General features: G+C 56.0%; 13 protein-coding genes. All 13 read right to left on the bottom strand.

The features are described from left to right. Nucleotides 1-29: 29 nt before the first annotated feature. The 13 genes from NJC40_RS11755 to NJC40_RS11695 all read right to left on the bottom strand — a co-directional run bounded on the left by NJC40_RS11755 (nt 30) and on the right by NJC40_RS11695 (nt 16,589). Nucleotides 30-995: a hypothetical protein gene (locus NJC40_RS11755; RefSeq protein ID WP_253139284.1), complete on the bottom strand. Its 966-nt coding sequence runs from the start codon at nt 993-995 to the stop codon at nt 30-32. Between the two features lie 66 nt (nt 996-1,061). Next, complete coding sequence (locus tag NJC40_RS11750; RefSeq protein ID WP_253139287.1) at nt 1,062-4,019, bottom strand: glycosyltransferase; 2,958 nt, start codon at nt 4,017-4,019, stop codon at nt 1,062-1,064. Further along, complete coding sequence (locus tag NJC40_RS11745; protein WP_052483403.1) at nt 4,016-5,800, bottom strand: ABC transporter ATP-binding protein; 1,785 nt, start codon at nt 5,798-5,800, stop codon at nt 4,016-4,018. The genes NJC40_RS11750 and NJC40_RS11745 overlap by 4 nt, the downstream gene beginning before the upstream one ends. Continuing rightward, a complete protein-coding gene (locus tag NJC40_RS11740) occupies nt 5,793-6,575 on the bottom strand; it encodes an ABC transporter permease (protein WP_045488033.1) in 783 nt (260 codons plus the stop codon). The genes NJC40_RS11745 and NJC40_RS11740 overlap by 8 nt, the downstream gene beginning before the upstream one ends. Then, on the bottom strand, nt 6,572-7,657 hold the full coding sequence (gene wecB, locus NJC40_RS11735) for a non-hydrolyzing UDP-N-acetylglucosamine 2-epimerase (RefSeq protein WP_253139290.1): 1,086 nt from the start codon (nt 7,655-7,657) through the stop codon (nt 6,572-6,574). The genes NJC40_RS11740 and wecB overlap by 4 nt, the downstream gene beginning before the upstream one ends. Then, the gene (locus tag NJC40_RS11730) at nt 7,654-8,748 is read right to left on the bottom strand and encodes a DegT/DnrJ/EryC1/StrS family aminotransferase (protein ID WP_045488026.1); all 1,095 of its coding nucleotides are present in this window, start codon (nt 8,746-8,748) and stop codon (nt 7,654-7,656) included. Before NJC40_RS11730 ends, wecB begins: the two co-directional genes overlap by 4 nt. Beyond that, a complete protein-coding gene (locus NJC40_RS11725) occupies nt 8,745-9,329 on the bottom strand; it encodes an acyltransferase (RefSeq protein WP_253139293.1) in 585 nt (194 codons plus the stop codon). The genes NJC40_RS11730 and NJC40_RS11725 overlap by 4 nt, the downstream gene beginning before the upstream one ends. 7 nt (nt 9,330-9,336) lie before the next feature. Beyond that, nucleotides 9,337-10,284, bottom strand: coding sequence for a Gfo/Idh/MocA family oxidoreductase (locus tag NJC40_RS11720; protein ID WP_045488021.1), 948 nt, complete (start codon nt 10,282-10,284; stop codon nt 9,337-9,339). Between the two features lie 17 nt (nt 10,285-10,301). Further along, the gene (wbpA, locus tag NJC40_RS11715; protein ID WP_253139520.1) at nt 10,302-11,612 is read right to left on the bottom strand and encodes a UDP-N-acetyl-D-glucosamine 6-dehydrogenase; all 1,311 of its coding nucleotides are present in this window, start codon (nt 11,610-11,612) and stop codon (nt 10,302-10,304) included. 542 nt (nt 11,613-12,154) lie between these two features. After that, nucleotides 12,155-13,066, bottom strand: coding sequence for a UDP-3-O-acyl-N-acetylglucosamine deacetylase (gene lpxC, locus NJC40_RS11710; RefSeq protein ID WP_253113079.1), 912 nt, complete (start codon nt 13,064-13,066; stop codon nt 12,155-12,157). A 116-nt stretch (nt 13,067-13,182) separates the two neighbouring features. Next, complete coding sequence (gene ftsZ / locus NJC40_RS11705; protein WP_045488012.1) at nt 13,183-14,379, bottom strand: cell division protein FtsZ; 1,197 nt, start codon at nt 14,377-14,379, stop codon at nt 13,183-13,185. 69 nt (nt 14,380-14,448) lie between these two features. After that, nucleotides 14,449-15,708 carry a cell division protein FtsA gene (ftsA, locus tag NJC40_RS11700; RefSeq protein ID WP_045488010.1) on the bottom strand — a complete coding sequence of 420 codons (1,260 nt, stop codon included), beginning with the start codon at nt 15,706-15,708 and terminating at the stop codon, nt 14,449-14,451. Nucleotides 15,709-15,722: 14 nt separating this feature from the next. Then, nucleotides 15,723-16,589 carry a cell division protein FtsQ/DivIB gene (locus NJC40_RS11695; RefSeq protein ID WP_045488008.1) on the bottom strand — a complete coding sequence of 289 codons (867 nt, stop codon included), beginning with the start codon at nt 16,587-16,589 and terminating at the stop codon, nt 15,723-15,725.

Below are 16,589 nucleotides of genomic sequence, written 5' to 3'. Positions count from 1 at the left end.
TTCATAATAGTTCGTTCAATTCACTGTATTTATTTGCAACCGGCCATATCAAGCTTGCTCGCCAGCGCGTGAGGATCATAAGTTCCGATGCCTATTTGCCCACCTACAGGCACGCCATGCCCTGCAATGCCGTTGTAGTAAAACGCTGGCGGTGAGCTGGCCTCATGAAAATACATGCCATACTTCAAGCGATCCCACAAAATGCCAGTTCCTTTTTCAAACTCAAGCAATGGACTAGTTGAGACCTGCGTCAAATCTCCAGAAGCATTGAAACACAACGCAATCCAGTTCTTTTCGGTTTCCAGAATCAGTACAGGTTTGTTATCGATAGTCACAGCGCCCATGGTATAGAACCCGCTCGGAGCTGAATAAACCGTGCGGATATCCTGCGCGGTGTTTGCCGTAAGCAAAACTGCGGACCTGATGACGTTCGTTCCGTTGATGACACTGCTATAGACAATCAGTGCCTTGCCATTGCTCGTGACAACAACAGGATCAAGCGCATTATCGGCCAACAGCTTTTCAGGGGCTGACCACGACAAGCCATTATCACTGAATGCGTGGTAAACGGCGGTATAGCGACTAGGCTCATCACCGTCTGCAGCCGAAAAATACAGATTGAAAACAGCTTTGCCATTACGACTGGAAACGTTGACAAACGGAAAAGCATAGGCGCCTTTAAAAGGCAGCTTTGATTCATCAAAGATATTGCCTTGCCTCACAAAATTATGGCCTGTCTGCGCCACCGCCAGCTTTATGCGCCAACGTTGGTCATCACCATACGCAGAGTATAAAAGCCCTCTCGCTTCACCCAGGCTATAGACCGACGGATACTCCACATGCTCCGACTCATCCGAACCGGGACTGATTCTGATGATCGGTTCATCCTGCCAGGAAAATATCGGGTTGCCAGTGCCCCCCAAGCCGATATAACCAACCCCTGCAAACGCGACAACCAGCGCCACCAGAATTATCGGCACAGTGTACTTATTCATAACCACCTCAAAAATAGCGTAGCAAAGCCACTCTCATAGCAGCCCTGCCAACGAAACGCTCCCCTCTCAAGCGGAGTGTCGAGGGTTGTCCAGTAACGTTGAATAAAGGCCAATTAACCTGTCTGCAATACGAGGTGCGGAAAACCTTAGTTCGGTCACCGCTCTAATAACACGCTCATCGAATCGATCACGATGACTGGCCATTTCCAGCATGCCTTCAGCCAGCTCTTCGACTGAAAGGCCAACAGTAAGACCCAGCAGCGGATGCGTCACAACATCTTCAGGACCTCCACAACGGGCAGTCAGCACGGGTCGACCACAACTCATGGCCTCGATCGCCACCACGCCAAATGTCTCGCTTTCACTGGAAATAACCAGAAAGTCACACTCACGGTAATAGCGCACCAGTTGCTCTCGACTCGCAGCACCGACGAACTCCACAACATCGGCGAGGCCCAGAGCGTGAACCCTCTGTTGCGCGTCATCGACCCCTTCGCCATCTCCAGCAAGCCGCAAGCGTAAATGAGGATGATCGTTGAACGCTCGTGCGAATGCGTTGATTAATACCGGGACCCGCTTGACAGGCACAAAGTGTCCAACCCATAGCATATTGACCAACTGATCACGTTGCCTGGTCTGCGGCAGAAAAAATTCGGTGTTCACCAGGTTGGCGATAACACTTAGACGGGCAGGCGAATCAAGTCGAATCTGATTCTGGATATCACGACACAAAGCAGAACTTACGGCCACGATGGCATTAGCAGCATTCAGTGCTTTTTGCGTCATATGTTTTAGATAAGCTGTTCGCGTCAACAGATTGAAAGGGCCTGTGTGTTCGGTAATAACAAATGGCACCTTGAATTTTCTGGCCAGCCAGCGACCTGCCGTACCATCCGTATAGGCAGTATGGGAATGGACCAACTCGAAAGGAAAATCTTCCCGGATCCATTTCGCCTGGCGCATCATCCCATGGGTATAAGTGGCTGCGTGGGTTTGAAAAGGCAGCGCGCCACTCACCAGGTACGGGAAACGGATAACCGGAACGCTATCGTAGTGTTCCCAAGCGCGAATACTCTGCGCCCTATAGATACTCAATGCATGTTTTACCCGCCGCGGGTCAAGCGTATTTATCCAGAAAGGCTCGCCGCTGACGACACGAGCATCAACACCTTGTGCCCGTAACGCCTTCACTTGCTCATGAACAAAAATACCGCCCACCCGATTGGCTTGACTCGGATACATGTGGGATACAACCAACACTTTTCTATCTTTCCCGGACGCAGCCAGCCCGGTGGTTCCCAGATGGATACTCAATGCCTCAACAAGCACGTGCTGCTCATTGTTTTCAACACTCAACTCCTGAACACGGGCCAGCAGCCGAGTCTTTTTTTCTTCCAGTTCAAACCCTGCGCGCTCCTGATGTTGTGCCTGGGCATACAAATGCTCAAGCTTCAACGCAGCGCTTTCATACTGCAGCTGGAACGCCTCATTGGAGTGGCGCAGCGACTCATTTTCATTGCTCAGACGAACCTGCTCCGAGGTCAGCCGATGCTGCTCACCCAACAGAGCCTCAATCGTCTTGCACTGTTCATCAATCTGTCGCTCTTTGGCCGTCAACACCTCACTCACCTGAGAAAAACACGCTTCAATATCAGCGCGCTTGCTTTCAATCCGGTTGGCGAGTTCATTGGTTTTAATCGCCGACTGCAGAAGATCATTGAATGCTTTGTCTTTATCCTGAACCCTGACTTCGAGTTCATTACGAGCGGTTTCAAGCGACTCGGCAAGTGCTGACAACCTGGCCGAATCACCTTTTATCTGATCCATGACCGGGTCATCACCCAGGCAACAATTCACTATAGCCAGCAAGTCCTGACATTGGCTGGTCAGCTGGAAGCCTAGCTCTGCACTGGGGTGGAGAATCCGCAAGATACAACCATGAGGACCAAATGGAACAGCCGGCAATTCAAGTACCGAGTGTGTGGCATTGGTCACGGGGACATAATGCGCTCTGACATGGTCATAGATCTCAAGCGACTCGAAGTTACCGCTCGTCAACTTAAGAAAGGACGGACGCTTGGTGAGGACCAGCAGACAATAGTCCGGTTCGCTCTGGATACGGTATGCACAACTTGGGTAATTGATCGGATCAGCAAGTTCTACAACGCTGGCAAGCCGAATCCCGGGTTCGTCACCCAACCGCGTAAAACCAGGCGTGATGGTATATTTTTTATCCTGAGCATTACGCTTGAACAGCACGAGTATTTCACTGCGAGGGGGACACTCACGCAGGCCTTGCGCAACCAACATCGCTTGCAGAGATTCGAATTGCCGATAGACCCGTCGCGCTTGATCAGATTGCTCAACAGCCCCGCGCCGCGCTCTGCATTGCGGACAGACCCCATCTTCGAACGGGTAGTCCAATCCTGAAAGCTGACGGGCCAATTTAAGCAGCTCAGGGTCTGCAAATGTCCAGCGCTCTCCGGAAAACTGGATATCAATGGCTGTAAATTCAGGGCCAAACAGGGACACCACATCGGCGACGGTATAAGCCCGTTGATGTAAATGGGCATGATAGTGGTGTCCGCAGGCAGGGCAATTGATAACCGCGCCCTCAAGCAGCTCTCGATACGGTACAGCCAGCAGAATATAGCGCGCCGATACCCGGGCGATTTCTTTCAACGCCTGGGAATAAATGACATCGGGCAGATGCTCGATGACATCGCTCGATAGCGTGAGATCAAAGTGCTTGTCAGCAAAGGGAATCGCACACAGGTCCGCAATCACGGCAGGCGCCTCAAGATGCCTGACGGCGGATTCGCTGATATCGCACCCTGTCACATCCCAACGCGGAAACAGCTTATTGGTTACAGTGCCATTACCGCATCCAGCATCGAGAATGTTCGAAACATCCTCGGGAATCAGGGCAATCAGATCATCGGCGACTGCCAGTTGCTCCGATACCGCATTACGGTTCCAAAGGTCATGCTGAGAGAAGTACAGGATCTCGGAGCGCTCGGTCATTGACTGGTCTCCTGGCTGATCCAGTCAACAGGGTGCACCACGATCCCTCGCTCCATGCGCTCATCTTCCGGAGCGACGACCCGAATACGATACATGCGGTCTTGCACATCAAGTGGTTGTGCTCCAAGGGCATGCCCTGGGGTCATACCATCGAAAATCCCTATCGAAATGACATAGTCCCCTGCCCCGATCAGCAAAGGGTCGAACCGGGCCTTGACCAGACCTGAACGGTGCTCAGGCGTAGCAGCGACGAACGGTGAAAGCACTTGGGAAATACAGCGACCATCCATACCGTATATGCAGACGATAAACGCCATGGTCGGAATATCGGCTCTGGCTCCCCATCGGATGTTGACGTCAAGGCACTTACCGAACGAAAAGATACAACGCGACACTTGCTCTTGATCGACAAAATCCACTCCGTCAATCCAGGCGCTGCCTTCACCATACTCAAATTCGGAGCGCTTGCTGGGTACCCCGGCATCGGCGTCAACAAGCACGAGCGCAGGTGCACTCAATTCAAAACGCTGGCTGATCACTTGCCCCGCTTCATCGGCAGGACTCACAGATCCAAGAGTGACGTATTCCAACCCGTCGAATATCTGCAAGTAGAGGTTTTCTCCTGCTGCCGCACCGCGATGCCTGATAGTGACCGAGTACTCAGCCAGTTCTCCAAGGCCGAGCGGAACCTTGATACTGATAGGGGCGTGCCTGAACTGGCCACCGCAATCTTTGAACTCACGAAAACCGAGACCATTAACGTCTCTTTTTGGTGGCCCCCAGTTCGTATACCCTTGGGCGGTGAGCAAATGCACACATTGGCTACGGTCATCGTCCAGAGCCTCACCGACCCGCACACGCTCGATAAGCTCTGCATGACGCTCAAGCCGGACCTCATATACGGCAAGTGGGCTCACAGGTGCCGTATCGTTGGCCGAGATCAGGCGCAGAATCGATACTCGATGCTGGTCTGAATCAGTCAGCAGCTCACTGAGTTCACCACGACTGAGCTTCAGGTTTATCGCCCTGAGACGCAGCTCTTGCTGTTTGCGAATTGACGCTGCATAAGCACGACCGATCTCGATAGGATCACCATCAGCGACGATACACCCGCGCTCGATCCAGATCGCCCGGTCACAGATCATCTGTACGGCTGACATGTCGTGAGAAACAAACAGGACCGTAGAGCCCTCGGCCGTCAAGGCGCGCATGCGCTTGGCAGACTTGCCTGCAAAGTAGGCATCACCGGCCCCCAGGATTTCGTCAATGATCAGAATTTCCGGGCGCACGGCTGTGGCCGCAGCAAACGCGAGCCGTGAGTACATACCTGAGGAGTAGGTCTTGACCGGCTTATCAATGAACTCATCGAGCTCGGCAAAATCCAGAACATCTTCCAGAAGCTTCCTGGCACGCGCACCAGTGACACCTTGATAGGCCAAAGATGACAAGACATTGGCGCGTCCGGTGAACTCAGGATGAAATCCTGTCCCAAGTTCCATCAACGCCTGGACCTTGCCCCTTACATTCAGATGTCCCTCGGTTGGCTGGATCAGGCCGGCGATCAACTTGAGCAAGGTACTCTTGCCCGCACCGTTACGCCCGATCAGGCCAACACGCTCACCGGGGTTGATCGTCAAGGTGAGGTTACGCGTTGCCCAGAACTCATCGTATGCAGAACGTGCCACCGGCAAGCCAAGCGCTTCGATCATTCGATGACGAGGCGAGCGGAAGATCCTGTACATTTTGGCGATCGAGGCCAGTTCAATAATGGGCTCAGACATGGTCGGAAAATAGCGGCTTCAAGCGAGAAAAAATAAAGCCACCCAACAGCAATGTGGCGACCGAGATGATTGTAAAAATGCCCAGCAACTCCACTTTTACATCACCGACAAATGCCGCATCGCGATACAGCATGATCAAGTAATACAAGGGGTTGGGATACATGAAGGGGATCAGCTCACTCGGGATCATTTCATGCGTGTAGGCAATGGGCGACACCAGCATCAAGAACAGAATAAGCACACCGACCACCTGGCTCAGGTCGGCAACGAACACATTAATGGCTGACAATATCCATATCAGGCCGATGGTGAACATGATCTGCAGAACCAGTATGAGTGGAATCAAAAACTGGCTGCTGTGCACAATTCCGCGGTACCACAAGATACACAGCAACATAAGCAGCCCGACCAGCATGGTCACGCTACTGGCCAGAACCGCTTTTACGGGAATCAACTCGATCGGGAACAAGGTATTCTTGATGAGCCCCTTGTTACCCAGCACCGATCCGACACCGCTGCCCAAGGCTTCAGCGAAACCGAGAAAAGGAACAAGGCCACAGAAGATCAGCAGGACATAGTCAAACGTCCCGAAATGGGCAACGCGCACCTTGTAAATCATGGTGTAAACGACCGCATACAACCCGAGAAACAGTAACGGATAGATGATGATCCATGCAGCACCGAAGACCGTGCCGATAAACCGGCTGCGAATATCCGTTACTGTCGTCGCCCATAGAACATGCTGATGATGCCAGATCATGAATATCGGATTCATGGTGCGGTACACCTCAGACTCGAAACAATCAGCTCGGCAGCACGCCCCTCACCATAAACATGGGTGCATTCCTGAGGCATCGTGGAGTTTTCGGCGGCCATGACAATGGCTTCGCGATGCGCGCCGACCAATTGGTTGAATCCGAGCTGCACCGTTTCGACCCATTCGGTCTCATCACGCAGGGTGATACAAGGTACACCGCAGAAATAAGCCTCTTTCTGCATCCCTCCTGAGTCGGTAAGAATGACTTTGGCCGACAGCTCAAGTGCAAGCATGTCCAGAAAAGGCAGTGGTTCGATTACATGCAGCGATTTCAGGAGGTCTGTCAAACCGTGATGCTGCAACATCTTGCGAGTGCGGGGATGCAACGGCAATACCACTGGCATTTGCTGCGCAATGTCGCAAAACGCAGCCATGATCTCACCCAAACGCCGAGGGTCGTCGGTATTTTCGGCCCTATGGCACGTGGCCAGGGCATACTGGCCTGGATCTACACGCAGTTGTGCAAGAATCCGACTTTGTGATTTCGCCCGCTCCCGGTAATAGAGGGCAACGTCGAACATCACGTCGCCCACGTTGTGTACGCCTTGCTCAATGCCTTCACGCTGCAGGTTTTCAACGGCGCCTTGAGTGGGACACAACAACAGACGCGAGACCCGATCGGCAAGAACCCGGTTGATTTCTTCGGGCATGTGCATATTGAAAGAGCGTAAACCGGCCTCGACATGCGCTACCGGGATATGCAGTTTGACAGCAGCCAATGCGCCGGCCAGCGTGGAGTTGGTGTCGCCGTAGATCAGCACCCAGTCCGGTTGCTCATCGACCAGGATGCGCTCGATGCCTTCGAGCATACGGCCGGTCATTGCTCCATGGCTGCCCCCGCCGATTTCCAGGTTGTAGCGCGGCGCCGGGATGTGTAGCTCGTCGAAAAACACCTGGGACATGTTGGGATCGTAGTGCTGGCCGGTATGCACCATCACCTCTTCGACCTGCCCTGGGTGGCGGAGAATCTCTCGGGATACGGCCGCCGCCTTGATGAATTGCGGACGTGCGCCAACGATGGTGAGGACTTTGCAGGTCATGGGCAAACACTCGTTTTCAGTGCCGTGACAATCGACACCTGGACCGACTCTTCCAGATAGGGATGCATCGGCAGGCTCAGGATCTCTTTGGCCAACTGATCGCCGACCGGGAGGTGCGCCGCAGGATCGGCCACCGCAGGCTGGCGGTTCAGCGGTATCGGGTAATGCACGGCCGTCGGTATGCCAGCCTGTATGAGGGTCTGCTGGACCCTTTCACGGTCGGCGACCCGCACCGTGTATTGCGCCCAGGCGCTGGTATTGCCAGCAGCCAGCACTGGCGCGCCATCGACGCCGTGGGCCTGCAATAACGTGCTGTAGCGTTCGGCGACCACCTGGCGCAACTCAAGCTCTTGGTGAAATATCTCCAGCTTGGATAACAGGATCGCTGCTTGCAGGGTGTCAAGCCGGCTGTTCACGCCCACCCGGATGTGGTGGTAACGCAGCTTTTGACCATGCCGGGCAATCTGCCGCACTAGCGCAGCCAACTCGTCATCATCCGTAAACAAGGCGCCGCCATCGCCATAACAGCCAAGCGGCTTGCTCGGGAAAAAACTGGTGCAGGCGATACGGGTCAGCCCACAGGAGCGACGTCCCCTGTAGGTCGCGCCAAAGCTCTGCGCCGCATCCTCGATGACCGTGATGCCATGTTTTGCGGCGATGGCATTGATACGCTCCAGGTCTGCGCACTGGCCAAACAGGGACACCGGGATGATGGCCTTGGTACGCGGCGTAATGAGCGCCTCAAGCGTTGCAGGATCGAGGTTGCAGGTGTACAGGTCGATATCGGCATAGACCGGCCTGGCGCCCAGCAATGCAACGGTTTCAGCGGTCGCGATGTAGGTAAAGCCAGGGGTGATCACTTCATCGCCCGGGCCGACCCCGATAGCCATCAGGGCGATCTGCAGGGCGTCGGTGCCATTGGCCACACTGATGCAGTGCCTGACACCGACAAACATGGCCAGCTTCTCTTCCAGCTCGGCCACTTCCGGGCCAAGGATGTACTGACCATGCGCCAGAACCCGCGCAATGCCTGCATCAATTCGGTCTTTGAGGCGTGCCTGCTGGGTCTTGAGGTCGATGAACTCGATCATGCTTCAGGCTCCTTGTTCAGTAGCCTGCCCCGCAGGCGGTAAGTGGCACCGCTGTGTTCACAGCGGGCCAGGCCTTGACCCTCCAGAGGCAACCCCAGTTGCTCGCCAAACTCGCTCATCCAGCCGATCTGCCGGCCTGGAACGCCAACGATCAAGGCATAGGCCGGGACATCGCGATTGACCAGTGCACCGGCCCCGACAAAGGCAAACTCGCCGATGCTCACCCCACAGACGATGGTGCAGTTGGCCCCCAGGGTCGCGCCCTTGCCGACCTGGGTGCTGCGGTACTCGGCCTTGCGCTCGATCAGCGAGCGCGGGTTATAGACATTGGTAAAGACCATGCTCGGGCCACAGAACACACCATCGCCCAGGGTGACGTTGTCGTAGACCGAGACGTTGTTCTGGATCTTGACCTGGTCGCCGATCAGCACCTGGTTGCCGACAAATACGTTCTGCCCAAGCGAACAGTGCTTGCCGATCCGTGCGCCCGCACACACATGCACGAAGTGCCAGATGCGCGTGCCCTCTCCGATCTGTGCGCCATCGTCGACAATGGCGCTGCAATGAACCTCGATAGCCATCACGACCTCAACCCAACAGGCCGTTCAACAAGCGATGACCCTCACCACCGCGCGCGGTTACGGGCGTTGCGCTGCGAATAACTTCGACTGTCTCGACACAGTGCCGGGCGTCTTCGATGCCATAACCCTGACCAGCAAGCACCTTCTGATAGCTGACGGTGTGCAGGTCGGTAAAGCCTTCGGAGAATTCGATTTGCTGGCCATCGACAGTGATCGAGCGCCAGGTCGGTTTACTGCCCCGCACCGCATCGGGCAGGTCATTGGCATCGATTGACAGGAACCAGCGCACCCGCGCGTGCTCGTACTCCAGATAGCCTGCGGCTTTGGATGGGTCGGTAAAGTGCACGACATTGCGTTGCAGCTTGCCGAAGATGAAATGCAGCATGTCGTAGAAGTGCACGCCGATGTTGGTCGCCACCCCGAATGACTTGCGCGGGTCACCCTTCCAGCTCTCCATGTACCACTTGCCACGAGAGGTGACGTAGGTCAGGTCGACCTCGTGCTTGTGCGCAGCACCGCCCTGGACACGCGCCTTGAGGTCGATGATTGACGGGTGATGGCGCAGTTGCAGAATGTTCCACAGTCGGCGGCCGGTCTGCTGTTCGGTGTGCGCCAGGTCGTCGAGCAGATGCAAGCTGGGTACCAGCGGTTTTTCACAGATCACGTCACACCCCAGGCGCAGCCCGGCGTTGATATGAGCGTGGTGCAGGTGATTGGGGCTGCACACCGAGACGTAATCCAGGGCCTTGCCAGGCTGGCGCTTGAGCGACCAGGCATGATCGTAGAAGCGCTCGAACTCGGTGAAAAACTCACTGTGTGGCGACAGGCTGTCGATGACACCCACCGAGTCGTTGATGTCGCAGGCGCTGACCAGTTGATTGCCGGTCTCCTTGATGGCACGCATATGCCGAGGAGCGATGTAGCCGGCAGCACCGAGTAGAGCAAAACGTTGCATGGACAACTCCAGAGGGGTCAGGCTTTTACGATATGGGCTTCGGGCTGGCGATACTTGCCACGGCTGTCGACCAGCAGGCGTGAATGCTGACGGATCAGTTCATAGTCGAAACATGCATGATCGGTCGCCAGCAGTACTGCATCGAATGAAGCCAGGTTGGCCGCTGTCAGCGGTTCACTGTGCAGATCGAAGCAGTGTTCACGCATCTTGGGAAACACCAGCACGTGGGGATCGCTGTAGGCCACCATCCCGCCCTTGGCCTCGATCAGCTCCATGATTTCCACCGAGGGCGACTCACGCATGTCGTCTACGTTTTTTTTGTAGGCGATGCCCAGGACCAGCACCCGGCAGCCCTTTAGCGCCTTGCCACGCTCGTTCAGGCCATCCATGAGCTTGCCGACCACGTATTCGGGCATTGCCCTGTTGACCTCTCCCGACAGCTCGATGAACCGGGTATGCAGGCCGTACTCGCGGGCCTTCCAGGTCAGGTAGAAAGGGTCGATGGGAATGCAGTGCCCGCCCAGCCCCGGCCCTGGATAATACGCCGTGAAACCGAACGGCTTGGTGGCGGCAGCGTCGACCACCTCGAAGATATCGATGCCCATGCGGTCGGCCACGATCTTCATTTCATTGACCAGCCCGATGTTGACGGCGCGGTGGATATTCTCCAGCAGCTTGGTCATTTCAGCGGCTCTGGTAGAACTGACCGGCACCACCTGGTCGATAGCCTGCTCGTACAGCGCCACGCCGACGGCCAGGCATTGGGACGTGTGCCCGCCAATGACCTTGGGAATAGTCTGTGTCCTGAAATCGGGATTGCCCGGATCTTCGCGCTCTGGCGAATAGACCAGGAAGATCTGCTCACCGACTGTCAGCCCTGCATCCTGTATGCGCGGCAGCAGTTCTTCTTCGGTGGTTCCAGGATAGGTCGTACTCTCCAGGGAGACCACCTGCCCTTCGCGCAAGTAAGGTCTGATCGCATCGATAGTGCTGACCACAAAGCTTATATCTGGCTCGCGATATTTGTTCAGGGGCGTGGGCACACAAAGAATAAGTGCATCGCATTGCGCGGCACGGGAAAAATCCAGAGTAGCCTCGAAACCTGACGCGCGCGCCTGGGTGATAGCAGAGCCCGGTATGTGCTCTATATAACTCAGACCGGCATTAAGCGCGTCCACTTTAGACGCATCTACATCTATACCCAAAACCCTGTAGCCAATCATGTTATAGCGCAACATGAGCGGAAGTCCGACATACCCGAGGCCGACAATACCGATCAATGCCTCTCTGGACTTCAATCTGACCAGGGCACTACTGCATGCATTCAAGTTGGACACCTTTCTCAAATCGAAATAACCACCCCCCTCGCAAAAACTGGATGCAGGAAGCCCGCCCGAAAAAACGCATTGAAGCGTTTTTTTGAGAAACGACCGTGACCCCTCGAAGGATGAGTAGTGCTGTATGTGGCGCCGATCATAACAGCATTACCATTTGTAAAAACCCGATCAAAGGCGAAAGGAACACCAGTCATCCTTTTCCTACAAAACATTCTGACTTTTCACACATTTACAGTGATGGCTTATTAAAATTAAACAATATTAAAAGCCACGCTACCTGGCTTATTGATAGCCAACTAATTAAAGCGAGCATCAGCGAGTCGAAGCGGGTTAGAAACGTTACCGTCGGGCGGTGTACCGTCGACCAGCGATCGCGCTTGCTGGCAAGGCAGCCTTTTTCTTTGCGCAGGCTGGCTCGTCCAGGCTCTAGAGATGGTCCAGCCTCACCCTGCGCCTGAAAAAAAGATAAAAAAAGGGCCGCCCGAAGGCAGCCCTTAAAGAAAGGAAAGAGAGTAGAGCTTTTAACCCGTTACCTATGCGGCCGCTACAGGACGCATGTAGGAAATCGGAGCCGTGCTGGCATCTTCAAAGACCACGACTTCCCAAGCGTCTTTCTGGGCGATAAGGGCGCGCAGCAGACGGTTGTTCAGGGCGTGGCCTGACTTGTAGCCACGGAACTCACCCACCAGGCTGTTGCCCAGCAGGTACAGGTCGCCGATGGCATCGAGAATCTTGTGTTTGACGAACTCGTCTTCGTAACGCAGACCGTCTTCGTTCAGAACGCCTTCCTTGTCGACGACAATGGCGTTTTCAACGCTGCCACCCAGACCCAGGTTGTGCTTGCGCAGGTATTCCAGGTCGCTCATGAAACCGAAAGTACGAGCCCGGCTGACTTCCTTGACGAAAGAGGTGCTGGAGAAATCGACACTGGCGGTCTGGGTACGGTCACGGAACACCGGATGATCGAAATCGATCTCGAAGCTCACCTTGAAGCCTTCAAAAGGCACGAACGTGGCACGCTTGCCGTCTTCCTCGACAGTGACCTCACGCAGAATACGGATGAACTGCTTCGGCGCATCCTGCTCTTCCAGACCAGCGGACTGGATCAGGAACACGAAAGGACCGGCGCTACCGTCCATGATCGGCACTTCAGCCGCAGACAGCTCGACATAGGCGTTGTCGATACCCAGACCGGCCATGGCCGACAGCAGGTGCTCGACAGTGCCGACCTTGACGTCGCCCTGAACCAGGGTGGTCGACAGCGTGGTTTCACCGACGCTCTCTGCCCAGGCCTTGATCTCCACTACGGGGTCAAGGTCGGTACGGATAAAGACGATACCGGTGTTCACAGGTGCAGGCTTGAGGGTCAGGTATACCTTTTCCCCGGAATGCAGACCGACACCTGTGGCACGGATAATATTTTTCAGGGTACGTTGTTTAATCATGGTATTGGCCGCTTCAGCGCTAGTTGCGAACGGATATCAACAAAGGCTGGCGATAATAGCAGACCACGCCTTTGCTGAACACCAATCGCCCTTATAGCTCTGATAAATTCCATCAATCAATCGGCCTGACGACGCAGGAAGGCCGGGATGTCCAGATAATCGAGATCATCGTTAGGATTGAGTTTAGTCGCAGCACTGGCACCGGCGTGAGCCTGATTGCGCATGACGGTCGGACGCTCCAGATCGCGATAATTCACTGCCGCAGGCTCGCGTACAGCAGCCGCCGGTTGCTGGATCGAGGCCTGAGGAGCCGCGCTCTGCAGGGTGTTGTCGATGACCTTGACCGGCTTCTCGATACGCGCACCCAGGCCTGTAGCCACTACGGTAACGTGCAGTTCGTCGCGCATGTCCGGATCGATCACGGTGCCGACCTTGACCATCGCGTGCTCAGAGGCGAACGCTTCGATGATGCTACCCACATCGGAGTATTCACCCAGCGACAGGTCCGGACCTGCAGTGATGTTGACCAGGATGCCGCGGGCGCCCTGCAGGTTGACGTCTTCGAGCAGCGGGTTGCGAATTGCCGCCTCAGTGGCCTCGCGGGCGCGGTTCGGGCCGGTAGCAGCACCAGTACCCATCATCGCCATGCCCATCTCGCTCATCACGGTACGTACGTCAGCGAAGTCGACGTTGATCATGCCCGGACGCTTGATGATGTCGGAAATACCGCGAACGGCACCTGCCAGTACATCGTCAGCCTTGGCGAATGCCGACAGCAGGCTGGCGTCTTTACCCAGGATGGTCAGCAGCTTCTCGTTGGGGATGGTGATCAACGAGTCAACGCTTTCAGCCAGCATGCGAATGCCTTCGTCGGCGATCTGCATGCGCTTGCGGCCTTCGAACGGGAACGGACGGGTCACCACCGCAACGGTGAGAATGCCCATTTCCTTCGCCACTTCAGCGATGATCGGCGCTGCACCGGTACCGGTACCGCCGCCCATGCCGGTGGTGATGAACACCATGTTGGTGCCTTGCAGGACTTCCGCAATACGCTCGCGGTCTTCCAGTGCGGCCTGGCGGCCCACTTCAGGGTTGGCACCGGCGCCCAGACCTTTGGTCACACCGGTACCGAGTTGCAGAATGGTCCGCGCGCCGATGTTTTTCAGCGCTTGGGCATCAGTGTTGGCGCAGATGAACTCGACACCTTCAATGTTGCTCTTGACCATGTGGTTGACCGCGTTGCCGCCACCACCACCTACACCGATAACTTTGATTACCGGGCTCTGCGGGACATTGTCTACGAGTTCGAACATTTTCCCTCTCCTTCAGCTCTCTATTTTGTTTGCCTATCGCCTGCCGCTTACCACTTTCAAGCGCGGGATTCAGAAGTTGCCCTGAACCCAACGCTTCAAGCGCTCGAGCACGGGAGCCTTTGGTTCATCGCCATAGGTACCGTTACCAACGCCCAGGCCGGACAGCGAAATGCCGTCCGACTGTTTTTGCAGCCCGTACTGCAGCAAACCCACACCCGTGGAGTAGATCGGGTTGCGCACGACGTCGGCCAATCCCTTGACGCTATGTGGTACGCCCAGGCGCACCGGCATATGGAAGATTTCCTCGGCAAGTTCCACCGCACCTTCCATTTTCGAGGTCCCGCCGGTCAACACGATGCCGGCCGGGATCATATCTTCGTAACCACTGCGGCGCAGTTCGGCCTGGATCAGGGTGAACAGCTCGTCGTAACGAGGTTCGACCACTTCCGCCAGGGCCTGACGCGACAGCTCACGGGGTGGACGGTCGCCCACACTCGGTACCTTGATGGTTTCGCCAGCGCCGGCCAGTTTGGCCAGGGCGCAGGCATAGCGAATCTTGATTTCTTCGGCGTACTGGGTTGGCGTACGCAAGGCCATGGCGATGTCATTGGTGACCTGGTCGCCAGCAATCGGAATCACCGCCGTGTGGCGAATCGCACCTTCAGTGAAGATCGCTATGTCGGTGGTCCCGCCACCGATATCCACCAGACACACGCCCAGCTCTTTTTCATCGTCGGTCAGCACCGAGAAAGCAGATGCCAGTTGCTCGAGGATGATGTCGTCAACTTCCAGACCACAGCGGCGTACGCATTTTTCGATGTTCTGCGCCGCGTTCACCGCACAAGTGACAACATGGACCTTGGCCTCCAGGCGCACGCCCGACATGCCCAGCGGCTCACGCACGCCTTCCTGGTTGTCGATCACGTAATCCTGCGGCAGGGTATGCAGCACCCGCTGGTCAGCCGGAATGGCAACCGCCTGGGCAGCATCCAGCACTCGCTCAAGGTCCGCAGAGCTGACCTCCCGGTCGCGAATCGCCACGATGCCGTGGGAGTTCAGGCTGCGGATATGATTACCGGCAACGCCCACGAACGCCGAGTGAATCCGGCAGCCGGCCATGATCTGCGCCTCTTCGATCGCGCGCTGGATCGATTGCACGGTGGACTCGATATTGACCACCACACCCTTCTTCAGACCGCGGGACGGATGGGTACCGATCCCGACGATTTCCAGCGAACCATCGGCCGCGACTTCGCCTACCAGCGCCACCACCTTGGAGGTGCCGATATCCAGCCCGACGATCATTTTGCCGCTTTGCACATTTGCCATGGTTCAGCCTCTAGTCAATTCTTCGCAACGGCGGGTTTGTCCGTCGCCGGCGCGATCTGCTCACGCCATCCGACAGCAAGGCCGTTGGAATAGCGCAAGTCGACACGCGCAATATTCGTAATTTGTTCTTTCAGCGTCTTGTCATAAATCGATATGAAACGACGCATCTTTTCTACCAGGTGATCACGCCCCAACAACAACTCGATACCCGGACCGGCACTGCCGGCACCGGTGGTCAGGAACCAACTGCCACGTTCGCGCAATTCCAGCCGCACAATCGAAAAGCCCAAGGGCCGCAACATCTGACTCAACACCTGATACTGCTGCATCACCTGCTGTTGCGCCCGCTGCGGGCCGAACAACTGCGGAAGGTGTTCATAGTTGGACAACTCACGCGGCGTAAACGCTTGCCCCTGATTGTTCAGCAACGCTTCATCACCCCAGCGCGCTACTGGCAACTGCTCTTCCAGGCGAATCACTACCTGGTCTGGCCACACCCGCCGCACTTCGGCATGGGCGATCCACGGCATCTGTTCAAGCTCGCTGCGCATCCCGGCCAGGTCGATGGTAAAAAATCTCGACGCTACATAGGGTGCGATGCGCTGCTGCACAGCCTGCTGGCTGATATAGCTCAGATCGCCCTGCACGTTGATCCGGCTGATCGGCCGATCCACATAAGGCAGCAGGCGCTGTGCCCCCTCATACGTACCAAAGCCCAGCCCCACCAGCAGCACCGGCCACATCAGGCGCTTGAAAAATCCGGCACCCGGGCGCGGCACACGGGCCGACAGCGGCTCCTTGGCAACCATGCGACTGGCACCACGCGGCGTCGGTTTGCGACCGGGGGCCGGGGGCTGATGACGTGCCGATGCGCCGTGCAT

The organism is Pseudomonas sp. 21LCFQ02, from assembly GCF_024129895.2.
Taxonomy (GTDB): Bacteria; Pseudomonadota; Gammaproteobacteria; order Pseudomonadales; family Pseudomonadaceae; genus Aquipseudomonas.
The sequence above is the reverse complement of the archived record's forward strand: the minus strand, read 5'-3'. Positions and strand labels throughout refer to the sequence as shown.

Bases quoted from the DNA above. Each gene is read 5' to 3' on its own strand.
- NJC40_RS11695 (WP_045488008.1), bottom strand. From the start codon at position 16,589: ATGCACGGCGCATCGGCACGTCATCAGCCCCCGGCCCCCGGTCGCAAA.
- ftsA (WP_045488010.1), bottom strand. From the start codon at position 15,708: ATGGCAAATGTGCAAAGCGGCAAAATGATCGTCGGGCTGGATATCGGC.
- NJC40_RS11750 (WP_253139287.1), bottom strand. From the start codon at position 4,019: ATGACCGAGCGCTCCGAGATCCTGTACTTCTCTCAGCATGACCTTTGG.
- NJC40_RS11740 (WP_045488033.1), bottom strand. From the start codon at position 6,575: ATGAATCCGATATTCATGATCTGGCATCATCAGCATGTTCTATGGGCG.
- lpxC (WP_253113079.1), bottom strand. From the start codon at position 13,066: ATGATTAAACAACGTACCCTGAAAAATATTATCCGTGCCACAGGTGTC.
- NJC40_RS11720 (WP_045488021.1), bottom strand. From the start codon at position 10,284: ATGCAACGTTTTGCTCTACTCGGTGCTGCCGGCTACATCGCTCCTCGG.
- NJC40_RS11725 (WP_253139293.1), bottom strand. From the start codon at position 9,329: ATGGCTATCGAGGTTCATTGCAGCGCCATTGTCGACGATGGCGCACAG.
- NJC40_RS11745 (WP_052483403.1), bottom strand. From the start codon at position 5,800: ATGTCTGAGCCCATTATTGAACTGGCCTCGATCGCCAAAATGTACAGG.
- NJC40_RS11730 (WP_045488026.1), bottom strand. From the start codon at position 8,748: ATGATCGAGTTCATCGACCTCAAGACCCAGCAGGCACGCCTCAAAGAC.
- ftsZ (WP_045488012.1), bottom strand. From the start codon at position 14,379: ATGTTCGAACTCGTAGACAATGTCCCGCAGAGCCCGGTAATCAAAGTT.
- wecB (WP_253139290.1), bottom strand. From the start codon at position 7,657: ATGACCTGCAAAGTCCTCACCATCGTTGGCGCACGTCCGCAATTCATC.
- NJC40_RS11755 (WP_253139284.1), bottom strand. From the start codon at position 995: ATGAATAAGTACACTGTGCCGATAATTCTGGTGGCGCTGGTTGTCGCG.